We start from the raw sequence: 12,165 nt of genomic DNA on the forward strand, positions 1-12,165 counted from the left end.
TTAAATAACAACCATAACTATGTCAAATCAATATAATTCAGAAGCTATCGAGGTTTTAAACGGCCTTGACCCTGTAAAACGCCGTCCTGGTATGTATACCGACACCACCCGCCCAAACCATTTAGGGCAGGAAGTTATCGATAACAGTGTGGATGAAGCGCTCGCCGGCCATGCCTCTAATATCAAAGTTATTTTGCATGAAGACCAATCGTTAGAAGTTATCGACGATGGTCGTGGTATGCCGGTAGATATACACCCTGAAGAGGGAATATCAGGCGTAGAGCTTATATTATGTAAGCTTCACGCTGGCGGTAAGTTTTCAAATAAAAACTACGCCTTCTCTGGTGGTCTTCACGGTGTGGGGATTTCGGTAGTTAATGCGCTTTCAACCCGCGTAGAAGTGACAATTCGACGAGACAGTAACGTATATCAAATTGCCTTTGAAAACGGCGACAAGGTCGAAGACTTACAAGTTATTGATACCTGCGGTAAGCGCAATACAGGAACCCGTGTTCATTTTTGGCCCGACCCGCAATATTTTGATTCTGCAAAGTTCTCGGTTAGTCGTCTTGTTCATAATCTGCGTGCCAAAGCGGTATTAAGCCCTGGCTTACGCATTCGCTTTGATAACAAAATTACCAAAGAAAGCCAAGAGTGGTATTACGAAGATGGCCTAAAAGACTATCTTTACCAAGCGGTGGAAGAGTTCGAAACCTTACCGTCAGATACGCCATTTGTAGGCACGTTTAGTGGCAACACAGAAGCCGCCGATTGGGCTGTGATGTGGTTGCCCGAAGGTGGTGATTTGGTCACGGAGAGCTACGTTAACCTTATCCCTACCGCGCAAGGCGGTACACACGTTAATGGATTGCGCCAAGGCTTACTGGAGTCGATGCGCGAGTTTTGCGAATTTAGAAACTTAATGCCCCGTGGTGTAAAGTTATCGCCAGATGACATTTGGGACCGCTGTGCCTATATCCTGTCGACTAAGATGCAGGACCCGCAGTTTGCCGGGCAGACTAAAGAACGCCTGTCTTCACGTCAGGCCAGCGCGTTTGTATCAGGCGTGGTGAAAGACGCATTCAGCCTTTGGTTAAACCAGCATACGGAAATTGCTGAAGCCCTTGCTGAAATGTGTATCAACAATGCACAGCGCCGTCTTCGACAGGTGAAAAAAGTTGCCCGTAAAAAGGTTACACAAGGCCCTGCACTACCGGGTAAATTAACCGACTGTTCATCGCAAGACATTTCTTACTCTGAGTTGTTTTTAGTAGAGGGTGATTCGGCAGGTGGCTCGGCTAAACAAGCGCGAGACCGAGAGTTTCAGGCAATAATGCCCCTACGCGGTAAAATCTTAAATAGCTGGGAAGTAGACTCTTCTCAGGTACTGGCATCACAGGAAATTCACGATATTTCTGTGGCGCTGGGTATAGATCCAGATTCAACAGACTTGTCTGGTTTGCGCTATGGTAAAATTTGTATTCTTGCCGATGCTGACTCCGATGGGCTACACATTGCAACCTTACTATGTGCGCTCTTTGTACGTCATTTCAGAACCTTGGTAGAGCAGGGACATGTGTATGTGGCTATGCCACCGCTATTTAGAATAGATGTGGGTAAAGAGGTGTATTACGCTCTAGATGAAGGCGAAAAGCAGGGTATTCTGGATCGTATTGAAGCAGAAAAGAAACGGGGTAAAGTTAACGTACAGCGCTTCAAAGGTTTGGGTGAAATGAACCCGCTACAGCTTCGCGAAACGACTATGGACCCGAACACCCGTCGCCTTGTTCAGCTCACTATTGAAGATGCTGAAGAGATGATGGAGCTAATGGATATGCTGCTTGCTAAGAAGCGTTCTGGTGACCGTAAAACCTGGCTTGAAAGCAAAGGCAATATGGCAGAAGTGGCGTTGTAGATTGCAGAAACGCGTCGCTATTGTACTTATTTGTAGAAGCTTGTATTGATAACGCTGTTCATACAAGTGATAGCTAGACAAGCAATCTCCTCGCTACACGAAACAAAGTAGAAACGCCGAGAAACTATCCTGATACGGAAATTTCTCGGCGTTTTAGTTTGTGCATCTGCAACAAAATACTGCCACGCATTATAACACTGGTGCCGTTTAAGATGAGTAGCGGCCAGCTTTGGCTTAACGGCATTGTTAAGCCAAACATTAAGGTGCTAACGTCTTTAATCAAAATGTTTCGAAATAACGCAAAGGACAGCGAGCCTACTTTTTGTCTACGCTGCAACACAAGCCACTGATGCAGCGAACCTTGAAATAATATGACGGTGACAATCAGCATCAACGTGTTTGCGCCAAGTTGCGCAAGCGTTGGGAAAGGGCGAAAAGCGATGGAAAGGGTACCGCCAACAAGCGCAAGCAGAGCAATAGCGGCAACGTAGCCTGAAATTGTAGTTCGCCTGTGTTGCCAAATTTTCCAAATTATTATGAGCGTAAGAATGAGCGCGCCAAAACGCGTCCAAACCAAGTAATGGTTAAAAGGCTCTACCGAAATGCCAAATAGGAAAATAGAGAAAAACGCAAAATAGCTAGAGCCAAACTGGTTTAGCGACAAGCTGTGGTTCGCATCGCTTTTCTCGCTTGCAACGGACACTTGATGGTGCGTCATAGCTTTAATTTGTGACCATAAACCTAACCAAGTCAGTAAAAAAAGCGCGGCACTAGCAAAGCCTAATATGTGGTAAAGCACGCAGTCAGCTCCACGTTAAAATTGTTGGTGAGAGGCTTCCAGTGTACCACGTAGCAGCCCGCCTATGCTTTACAGGAGTAAGCTGGGCGCGAAGAAATATTGGATAAAGTCGGGATCTTAAAGTGGAAGGATATCGGTTTTTCGGTGCCGATAGCGTTCTATGTACTTTCAACACCGAAATGTAGTTTTAATAGCAAAGAGGTTTATTTTGGCATTGCATTCAGTTTCTTCATCTAAACGCCAGTTAGCGGTGAGCGATAACACCACAACGCTATTATTTGACCACGATGGCACCCTGATTGACTCAGAAACCGTACATTTTGACCTTTGGAAAGACATTTTATTGAAATATGATGTTGAGCTCAGCAAGGATTTTTATTGCGAAGTGATGGCGGGTATACCGGTCAAACAAAATGCAGTGGACTTAGTTGAGCATTTTAATATTGATATTGAACCGCAGTTGCTAGCTCAGCAGAAACACAAAAGCGTGAGTGACTACCTCGATAAACAAGCTTTTCCTTTGATGCCATTTGCTAGGGAGACCATTACACAATGTGCAGACAAGGGGTTTACTATTGGCATTGTGACGGGGGGAAGTAAAAAGGCTGTAGAAAAAACCTTATCTCAATATGAGTTGAGTGATTATATTTCCTGTGTGGTGGCCGTAGAGGACGTAGAAAACAGTAAGCCCGCCCCAGATTGTTATGCCTTAGCAATGGATAAGCTAGGTAAGTCGCCTAGCGAGTGTGTAGCCATTGAAGACACGCAAACCGGCATGACAGCAGCACTTGAAGCAAAGTTGGCTTGTATTGTAATACCTACAGATTTATCGCAGCATCACGATTTGTCCCGTGCTACTGTGCGTTACGATAGCTTGAAAGCGTGGAGCGACAGCGAGCTCAAGACACGTTGATTAATAAAGATACGTTAATTAAAAAGGTTATATACGACAACTTGTCATTCCACTTGTCACTGGTGGCGCGAAAATAGATAACGTAGTATAACCAGCACCTTAGCGCCTATTGTGTTTTGTTTCACAACAACGCATTTGGGCGCTAATTTCTTTTGATTAGTTGTAATTACAGGTAAAGCTGATTTCTTATGATTTTGCGTAGCCTCAAATGGCTTTTAATGACTATCGCCATCATCCTTGTTCTGCTTGTAGTAGGCGTGGCTACGGTTACCGTTATGGCTGTACAAAAAGCGCCCTTAGTGGCATCGACAGCGCCGACGCAGCTCGATGGTGCTGATAGTGTTAACGAGCTGCTCGGCCAGCTAAAGCAGGCATTTTCACGCCGAGAAGAAGGTCATCAGGTAACGCTTACCGAAACGCAAGTCGAAAGCTTGGTGGGCGTGTTACAGCGGGCCTTACCTGAGTTTAAAGGCGTAGTAAACATCACCCCATTGGGAGGCACTGTAAATGTTACTTACGCCATTGATAATACGGGCTATTACATTAATGCCTCGGCATTAGTATTACCCGGAGATAGCTTGCGTATAGAGCAAGTTCAAGTAGGCGACTTAACCATTCCAGGCCGTTTTTTACTCGGCTTTTTAGAACGCACAGTGAACTCTTATACCCAATCGGAAATAGCTACTATTGCGCTGTCTCGGGTAGAGCGAGTAACAATGGGGCGCGGTGAACTAACCCTTGATGTTGGGCGCTTAGATGAGCTGCTAAGTGAGTTAAACGTCGTGACATCAAATATGTCGGTTAGCGAACAGACTGAGCTTCAGCAGCTTTCCGCTTACTACCTACGCTACTTGTCTGGAAGAGAAATAGCTTTATCAAATAAACCGGTTTCTCTTATCGAATACTTGCGTGAAGGAATGGCTAGAGCGCGAGAGCAAAGTCAAACGTCGCAAGATGCCGTACTTCACAACAATGCTGTAATTCTCGCGCTAGCGGTTTACGTGGGACATCATCGTGTGGGTGCACTGGTAGGCGATATCCAGCCAGATCCCGATAGGGCGTTAAAGCCGCGCAGGGGCGCGGTACTTCATAATCGCAATGACTTGGCTCGTCACTTTATTATCTCTGCGGCATTAGAGCTAATGGCCGAACAAGGTATGTCCCTAGCAATTGGCGAGTTTAAAGAGTTAATGGACCGAGGCAACGGTGGCTCGGGCTATAGCTTTGTAGATTTAGCGGCAGATATGTCAGGTACTGAGTTTGCGAAGGTTGCTACAAATCCAAACACCGCAATGGAAGTACAAAACGCGATGGCGCGCATTCAAAGTGAATTGGAAATAACCCCGCCTATTGAAGGTCTGCCTGAAGGCTTGAGTAAGCAAGCCTTTACTGAACAATATCAGCGCGTTGACAGTGAAGCCTATTTAAAAGAAGTAAAAGAAATTAAGCGTAGAATCAGCTTGCTGCCGCTTTACCAAAAATAAGCGCTAAGGCGTGCAAGAGTGCGCCGAAAGTGAGAAGCTAATATAAAAAAGCCCGCTGTTAAAGCGGGCTTTGTTTTACTCACTTGCAGTTCTACGCTACTTTTTAGCAAGAGACTGCTGAAACTGTGCAATGGTTACAAGAGCCAACTCTATTTTTTTAACCAAAGGCGCAAGTGCCTGCTTGGCGGCATCATCATCCAGTTCCTTTAGCGACTGCCAGTCGTTCGCTATCTCTTGTACATAGGGGCCAAAGCGCTTGGCTGATGTGGTAAAACCGCTATCGTCAGCGAATACGGCTGCAAACTTACCTTTTTGATCGCGCTGTAAGTTATCTAAAACTTGGTCGGCATCAACGGCTTTGCGGTGCAGCGTTTGAAGTGTTTCTTGAAGTTGTTGATGGACAGCTTGCATCTCTTGGCTCTGTTGCATAGTCACGCCTTTTATTTTTAATGTGATTAGGTGTGCGTACTACCTGCACACCTAAGTTTATATGGTTTGCGTCGCAATTATTTTTTGCCACGCCAAATGTATTACGGTAAATAATGGTTAAAGTTTCGCCTTTCAAGGCCGATAACTTAACGATGTTGTAAATTACAAAACCTACAGTTCACTAACGAACTCGCTGGTTACGTAATGCTCAACACATCGTAAGGGTGGGCAATTCTGCCCATTTTTTTACTTTGCTACAAGCAACAAAGGAAAATGGTATGGATCTACAAGGTGCTAGTGCCTCTGGAGCGTCCGGTGCGTCACTTGAGTTGGCCTCTCTTAAGTTGGCAAAAAGCCAACAAGAGCAAGAGGGTAAAGCGTCGCTTCAGCTGCTGGAATCAGCCGCTGACGTACCAAAACCGTCATCTTCAAACCCCGCGTTAGGCGCCAACATCGATACCTACGCGTAAGTTACGGATGCAAATGTAAGTCGATAGGCGTTTTGCCAGGTTGACCGCCAATTTCTCTCACCAGTTTTGGCACTAAAAAGCCTGGCAGACGCTTTATCGCTTCTTCCATAATCAGGCGACCTTCGTCGTCGCTGACATAAAAATGGCTTGCACCCTGCACTTTATCTAATACGTGTAAGTAATAAGGCAGGACACCCGCTTCAAAAAGTGACTCGCTTAAGTTACTGATGGCCTCGCCAGAATCATTAATGCCTTTAAGTAATACCGACTGATTGAGCAAGGTGACGCCCTTGTCTCGCAATGTGCGCAGTCGACTTTTTAAGGGCTCAGAGACTTCATTCGTGTGGTTCGCGTGCAGCACCAGCACTTTTTGAAGAGGCAAGGCCGTAAACCATTCAATAAAGTCATGGCTGATTCTTTCTGGCAATACCACAGGCAAGCGGCTATGTATGCGCAGGCGTTTGATGTGGGGAATGGCTGCAATTTCATTAGCTAACCACGACAAATGCTCATCTTTCGCCATAAGAGGGTCGCCACCTGAAAAAATCACCTCGTTAATCTTGTTGTTACTGCGAAGGTATTCAAGTACATCAAGCCACTGATGTTTACTTACCGAATTGTCGGCATACGGGAAGTGGCGACGAAAACAGTAACGGCAGTTTACTGCACAGCCAGTGCGTACCATCAACAGCACACGAGAATCGTATTTATGCAAAATACCCTTGCCTGCTGTATCGTGCTCATCTAACGGATCTTCGCTGTAGCCCGGTGAGGTGAGAAATTCGTCGCTAAGCGGCATAACCTGTAAAAACAGGGGGTCGTTGGGATTTCCCTTTTCCATAAGGTCTGCGAAATGCCGTGGAACACGCATGGGAAAAAGGCGGCGTGCTTTAATATGTTGAGCGTATTTTTCTTCGTCTAAACCTAAGTGCTGCAACAGTTTTGCAGGATCGGTATAGCTACTCGCCAATTCTTTTTGCCAGTTATGCTCTACAGAAATCGGTTTTTTAGGTATTATTTGTTCCACGAAACTTTTTGTACCTTATGTTTAGACAGAGGAATTATGGCTAATTACAGCACTAACGAGTTCAAAGGCGGCCTGAAAATCATGCTGGACGGCGAACCTTGCAACATTCTAGAAAACGAATACGTAAAGCCGGGTAAGGGCCAAGCGTTTAACCGCGTAAAAATCCGCAAGCTTATTTCAGGTAAAGTTTTAGAAAAAACTTTCCGCTCAGGTGAATCAGTAGAAGGCGCTGATGTAATGGATACAGAGCTTGCCTACTTGTACACCGACGGCGAATTCTACCACTTTATGAACAACGATACATTCGAACAAATCGCTGCAGACGAAAAAGCGGTAGGCGAGAACCAAAAGTGGCTGGTAGAAAACGACGTTTGTACTATTACACTGTGGAATGGCTCTCCTATTACGGTAACGCCACCTAACTTTGTTGAGCTAGAAATCACTGAAACGGATCCAGGTCTTAAAGGTGACACAGCGGGTACAGGCGGAAAACCAGCGACACTTAGTACTGGTGCAGTTGTTCGCGTTCCTTTATTTGTACAAACAGGCGAAGTTATCCGTGTTGATACGCGCTCTGGCGAATATGTGTCTCGTGCACAAAAATAATAGCGAAAACTAAAGCGCTATACGCGCATATTGTTTACGTATAAAAGCCGGTGCCTTGTGTACCGGTTTTTTGTTTAAGCTTTACTATTTAGGTTTTAATACATGCAACCTTGGCAGCCGACTACCACACATGATGCGCGTGTAGCGCGTGCAGAATTACTCAGAACCATCCGAGAGTTTTTTTACGCAAGAAACGTGTTAGAGGTAGACACGCCTTTACTTTCAAATGGCACAGTTACTGACGAACACCTAGATGCGTTTGATACACAGTTTAATTTTGCCTCATCTGGTAAGCCAAGTAAGTTGTATCTTCAAACCTCGCCAGAATATGCCATGAAGCGTTTACTGTGCGCAGATAGCGGCAGTATTTATCAAGTGTGTAAAGCATTTCGCCACGAAGGGGAAGGGCGCTGGCACAACCCAGAATTTACCATGCTAGAGTGGTATCGCTTAGGCTTTGATCACTTCGCTTTAATGGACGAGGTTGACGCCTTATTGCAAGAAACCTTAAATACCGCTTCAGCCGATAAAATGACTTATCAGCAAGCCTTTCAACACTATCTAAATATTGACCCACTAAGCGCTGATGATGAAATTTTGCTAAGCGCAATGGAGCAGCACCATATAGATATTCATGCGCCACAAAGCCTTAGCTATGACAGCAAATTACAACTGTTATTTAGCTATGTTATCGAGCCCAAGATCGGTATTGAACGGCCTTGTTTTGTCTACAACTTTCCGGCCTCTCAGGCTGCGCTTGCAAAGTTAAGTTCTACTGATGAGCGGGTTGCTGAACGCTTTGAGGTGTATTACCAAGGTGCTGAACTGGCCAACGGTTTTCATGAGCTAAGTGCGGCGAAAGAGCAAAGGCTTCGCTTTGAGACGGACAACGAAAAGCGCAAAGAAAACGGGTTACCTACAAAGCCCATTGATGAGAATTTTTTAAGTGCCCTTGATGCTGGGTTGCCTGCATGTGCAGGCGTAGCCTTAGGTGTCGACAGGTTACTGATGTTGAAAACAGGCGCGTCACATATTAAAGAAGTTATTAACTTTAATGTAAGCAGAGCTTAAACAACTTTTGCGTATGTGGGGGCGAAAAGTTAAATAGTCACAAAACATTAAATTACGTTAGAACAAAGGGAAGTTACGCTAGCCCGCGGTTGACATAAGCAGGTCAATGCTGAAAAATGTTATAACATCACTAGATAATGTTATAACATCCTTGAAGGAAACCTCATGAAAATGCGTTCGCTGCTAAGTTTGTCCATAGCAGGGCTTTTAAGTGCGCCTGTGTATGCCACTACAGTAACGGGAAAAGTAACCGATACTGCTGGCCAACCAGTTGCTGGTGCAGAAGTTAAAATTGAAGGTAGCCGTCGCGTGGCTTACACCGATGAAAATGGCGTCTACCGCTTCAACGACGTAAAACAGCCACATATACATTTACATGTTTACTCTTCAAATTATATCCACGGTGATAACGACTTAGGTGACGTAAACGCAGATCAAAACGTCGACTTTGTTTTACAGCCCGCATCTGTTGAAAATATTGTTGTAACTGCTAATGCGCTTCAATCATCGGTACTTGAATCGGTTACACCTGTAACTGTCATCGGGGCTGATAAACTACGTAAAATTGAAGCGCCAACCCTAGGCGAGACCCTTAAAAACGCGCCGGGTGTACACAGCACGTATTTCGGTCCAGTATCAAGTAGCCCAGTTATTCGCGGCAACGATGGTCCTCGCGTAAAGATAGTTCAAAACGGCTTAGATGTTTCTGACGTATCGCGCGTTGGGCCAGACCATAACGTAGCGACTACGCTTTCAAGCGCAACCCAGGTAGAAGTACTTCGCGGCCCAGCAACACTTCAATACGGCAGCGGTGCTATCGGTGGTGTGGTGAACGTGGTTGACAGGCGTATTCCTCAGTACCAGATAGACGGCGTGGAAGGCGAAGCAGAAACCAGCTACAGCACAGTGAATAATGGTTCGTACACCCGCGCTGATGTGACTGGCGGTAGTGGCAATATTGTGTGGCATGTAGACGGTTTCTATCGCGACACAGATAATGCTGACATCCCAGGCTTTGCGTCTATCGAACCTGATGAAGATGAACCTTACGGTGAATTAGAAAGCAGCGCCATGGAGACCCGCAACGTGGTTGCAGGCCTATCTTATGTAGCAGAAGAAGGTTACTTCGGCTTCGCGGTTGAGCAGTTAGACAACGAGTATGGCGTACCGGGCCACAGTCATGAGCACGAAGAAGAACATGACGAAGACGAGCATGATGAGCTGGATGGTGATCACGACGAAGACGATCACGACCATGAAGAAGAAGGCGTGCTACTTGATGTAGATATGACTCGCTACCAAGCAGCCGGTGAATGGCATTCTCCTTTCGAGGGACTAACTAACCTTAAATTTGCCGCGGCTTATACCGATTATGAGCACGCAGAAATTGAAGACGGCGAGCCGGGTACTGTATTCACAAACGAATCAAGCGATATTCGCCTGTCTGCTTACCATGAAGAAGTAAACGGATGGCACGGCGTATTCGGGTTACAGTTTAACCATAGCGATTATAATGCTGTCGGCGAAGAAGCTTTCACGCCAGCCAATACCACGTCAAGCTATGCACTTTATGTAGTTGAGCAGAAAAAAGTAGGTGACGTTACCTTTGAGTTGGGTGGCCGACTTGAACGCACAACCTTAGATGCTGAAGCAAGCGAAGTAGAGCTTGACGTTTTACATGAAGAAGAGGAGCACGAAGGCGAAGAGCACGATGAAGAGCATGAGGGTGAAGAGCACGCTGTTGCTTTCAACTTCCCTGATTATGACTTCACCAGCCTGTCGCTTTCAGCGGGCGCTAACTGGGAATACCAGGAAGGCCACTCAATTGCAGTGACTTTATCACGCAGCGAACGCGCGCCTAGCCAGCAAGAACTTTTCTCTGCAGGTCAGCACTTAGCGACTCAAAGCTACGAGGTTGGTTTGGTATTCGATATGGACGAAGAAGGCCATATTAAAGAAGACTTAAGAAGCGTAAACGAAGAAGTTAGCACCAACTTAGATATTACTTTCCGTAAATTTACCGGAAGTTGGGGCTACAGCGCGTCGTTCTTTTACAATCAGGCGGATGACTATATATTCCAAACGAGCACGGGTTTAATTGCACTTAGTGAACATGAAGAACACGACGAGCATGAGGAAGAAGAGCTAGAAGGCGAACACGAAGAGCACAGCGATGAAGAAGGCTTGCCTATCTACTACTTCCAACAAGCTGATGCTGACATCTGGGGCTTTGAAGCAGAAACTTACGTAGACTTAACAGACACACTACGCTTAACTGTATTTGGTGACTATATTCGCGCAGAAGTAGAAGATGACAACCTTCCACGCACGCCACCTATGCGTTTCGGTAGTGAATTAAGCTATGTGAACGATGGTTTAAGTGCTGACGTGGGCTTTACGTGGTACGACGACCAAGATGAAGTGGCGTCGTTTGAAACCTCAACCGATGGCTACACACTAGTCAATGCTAGCGTTCAATACGAATTTGGTTCGCAAGGTATCGACTGGGTGCTATTTGCTCGTGGTGAAAACCTGACTGATGAAGAAGCTCGTGTTCATACATCTTTCTTGAAAGACCAAGCACCGCTTCCAGGTAGAAACTTTACTATGGGTGTGCGAGCGTTGTTTTAATTAACAGTTTTACTGTAGTAAGCAAGGGCGGTGTAACGTGTTACACCGCCCTTGTCATTTATGAAGTGTGAAACAATATTTATGCAGTTAGAAAAAATGCGTAACGCAATTTTTTCTTAGGGCTATACAAAGTAAAGGTAAACAGCCCTAAAATAGTGACGATGAAGCAGCTATGAAGTAGAGGTGCAAATGAATGAGATAGCGAACTGGTTAAGTACGCAAACCGAAAAACACATAGTTTTAGGTTACGGAAGCTTACTCAGCAAAGATAGTCGAGAGCGCTACTCGAACATTTTCACAAAAGGGATCCCTGTAACCGTATCAGGGTTCGAGCGAGCTTGGGTGACGCGCAGTATCCATGAAGAGCAAACCTATGTAGGCGCCGTAGCCAACGCTCATAGCCAGCTGAACGCTCAGCTTATCCCCACGCAAATTAACCCCGCATTACAGGAACGCGAGAAAGACTATCGATTTGTACAAGTAAGTCCTAAAGCGCTTAGTTTTCAACTTCACCAGTGTGAAGCAACAGACACGTTAAATGAGCGATTGGCTCAGTTCACTTTCTGGATTTGTGAAACACTCGCCTGCGAGCCAGCAAGCGAAGCTTTTCCTGTTAGCCAAACCTATGTTGATACTTGTATGGCCGGTTGCTTAGAACACGGTGGCATTGAAGAAGCGGAGCGATTTGTAATGCACACGTCGCTATGGGAACACCCAAGAATAAACGATAGAGCACAACCCAAATACCCACGTGCCGCAAAAGTAAATAATGAAACTATTGAGCATATAGACAGAATTCTAGCGAAGCGCTAGTTTTAGC

General features: G+C 45.6%; 11 protein-coding genes. 8 read left to right on the forward strand and 3 right to left on the reverse strand.

Translation table 11 applies throughout. The features are described from left to right. Nucleotides 1–19: 19 nt before the first annotated feature. Complete coding sequence (parE, locus tag ACYTPF_RS14930) at nucleotides 20–1,915, forward strand: DNA topoisomerase IV subunit B (RefSeq protein ID WP_179982326.1); 1,896 nt, start codon at nucleotides 20–22, stop codon at nucleotides 1,913–1,915. A gap of 124 nt (nucleotides 1,916–2,039) precedes the next feature. On the opposite strand, the gene ACYTPF_RS14935 is transcribed toward parE, so the two are convergent. Then, nucleotides 2,040–2,714: a hypothetical protein gene (locus ACYTPF_RS14935; RefSeq protein ID WP_461852778.1), complete on the reverse strand. Its 675-nt coding sequence runs from the start codon at nucleotides 2,712–2,714 to the stop codon at nucleotides 2,040–2,042. Nucleotides 2,715–2,922: 208 nt separating this feature from the next. On the opposite strand from ACYTPF_RS14935, the gene ACYTPF_RS14940 reads away from it, so the two are divergent. Further along, the gene (locus tag ACYTPF_RS14940) at nucleotides 2,923–3,627 is read left to right on the forward strand and encodes an HAD family hydrolase (RefSeq protein WP_461852779.1); all 705 of its coding nucleotides are present in this window, start codon (nucleotides 2,923–2,925) and stop codon (nucleotides 3,625–3,627) included. Nucleotides 3,628–3,815: 188 nt separating this feature from the next. Next, nucleotides 3,816–5,111 carry a hypothetical protein gene (locus tag ACYTPF_RS14945; protein WP_461852780.1) on the forward strand — a complete coding sequence of 432 codons (1,296 nt, stop codon included), beginning with the start codon at nucleotides 3,816–3,818 and terminating at the stop codon, nucleotides 5,109–5,111. A 96-nt stretch (nucleotides 5,112–5,207) separates the two neighbouring features. On the opposite strand, the gene ACYTPF_RS14950 is transcribed toward ACYTPF_RS14945, so the two are convergent. Beyond that, the gene (locus ACYTPF_RS14950) at nucleotides 5,208–5,540 is read right to left on the reverse strand and encodes a hypothetical protein (RefSeq protein WP_179982330.1); all 333 of its coding nucleotides are present in this window, start codon (nucleotides 5,538–5,540) and stop codon (nucleotides 5,208–5,210) included. A gap of 278 nt (nucleotides 5,541–5,818) precedes the next feature. On the opposite strand from ACYTPF_RS14950, the gene ACYTPF_RS14955 reads away from it, so the two are divergent. Then, the gene (locus tag ACYTPF_RS14955) at nucleotides 5,819–6,010 is read left to right on the forward strand and encodes a hypothetical protein (RefSeq protein WP_179982331.1); all 192 of its coding nucleotides are present in this window, start codon (nucleotides 5,819–5,821) and stop codon (nucleotides 6,008–6,010) included. A 1-nt stretch (nucleotide 6,011) separates the two neighbouring features. Here the strand turns inward: ACYTPF_RS14955 and epmB are convergent, their stop codons facing one another. Further along, nucleotides 6,012–7,037: an EF-P beta-lysylation protein EpmB gene (gene epmB, locus ACYTPF_RS14960; RefSeq protein ID WP_461852781.1), complete on the reverse strand. Its 1,026-nt coding sequence runs from the start codon at nucleotides 7,035–7,037 to the stop codon at nucleotides 6,012–6,014. A gap of 36 nt (nucleotides 7,038–7,073) precedes the next feature. Between epmB and efp the strand changes: the two genes are divergently transcribed. From efp to ACYTPF_RS14980, 4 genes are all read left to right on the forward strand, one after another. Beyond that, entirely contained in the window at nucleotides 7,074–7,643 is a 570-nt protein-coding gene (efp, locus tag ACYTPF_RS14965) for an elongation factor P (RefSeq protein ID WP_179982333.1), read from the forward strand. Between the two features lie 102 nt (nucleotides 7,644–7,745). Continuing rightward, nucleotides 7,746–8,714, forward strand: a complete 969-nt coding sequence (gene epmA, locus ACYTPF_RS14970) for an elongation factor P--(R)-beta-lysine ligase (protein WP_461852782.1) — start codon at nucleotides 7,746–7,748, stop codon at nucleotides 8,712–8,714. A gap of 165 nt (nucleotides 8,715–8,879) precedes the next feature. Continuing rightward, entirely contained in the window at nucleotides 8,880–11,345 is a 2,466-nt protein-coding gene (locus tag ACYTPF_RS14975) for a TonB-dependent receptor (protein ID WP_461852783.1), read from the forward strand. A 189-nt stretch (nucleotides 11,346–11,534) separates the two neighbouring features. Then, nucleotides 11,535–12,158: a gamma-glutamylcyclotransferase gene (locus tag ACYTPF_RS14980; RefSeq protein ID WP_461852784.1), complete on the forward strand. Its 624-nt coding sequence runs from the start codon at nucleotides 11,535–11,537 to the stop codon at nucleotides 12,156–12,158. Nucleotides 12,159–12,165: the final 7 nt, after the last annotated feature.

The sequence above is a fragment of the Alteromonas sp. HB246098 genome (assembly GCF_054890645.1).

Coding starts and splice junctions, on each gene's coding strand:
- parE (WP_179982326.1), top strand. CDS start 20: ATGTCAAATCAATATAATTCAGAAGCTATCGAGGTTTTAAACGGCCTT.
- ACYTPF_RS14945 (WP_461852780.1), top strand. CDS start 3,816: ATGATTTTGCGTAGCCTCAAATGGCTTTTAATGACTATCGCCATCATC.
- ACYTPF_RS14950 (WP_179982330.1), bottom strand. CDS start 5,540: ATGCAACAGAGCCAAGAGATGCAAGCTGTCCATCAACAACTTCAAGAA.
- ACYTPF_RS14955 (WP_179982331.1), top strand. CDS start 5,819: ATGGATCTACAAGGTGCTAGTGCCTCTGGAGCGTCCGGTGCGTCACTT.
- efp (WP_179982333.1), top strand. CDS start 7,074: ATGGCTAATTACAGCACTAACGAGTTCAAAGGCGGCCTGAAAATCATG.
- epmA (WP_461852782.1), top strand. CDS start 7,746: ATGCAACCTTGGCAGCCGACTACCACACATGATGCGCGTGTAGCGCGT.
- ACYTPF_RS14975 (WP_461852783.1), top strand. CDS start 8,880: ATGAAAATGCGTTCGCTGCTAAGTTTGTCCATAGCAGGGCTTTTAAGT.
- ACYTPF_RS14980 (WP_461852784.1), top strand. CDS start 11,535: ATGAATGAGATAGCGAACTGGTTAAGTACGCAAACCGAAAAACACATA.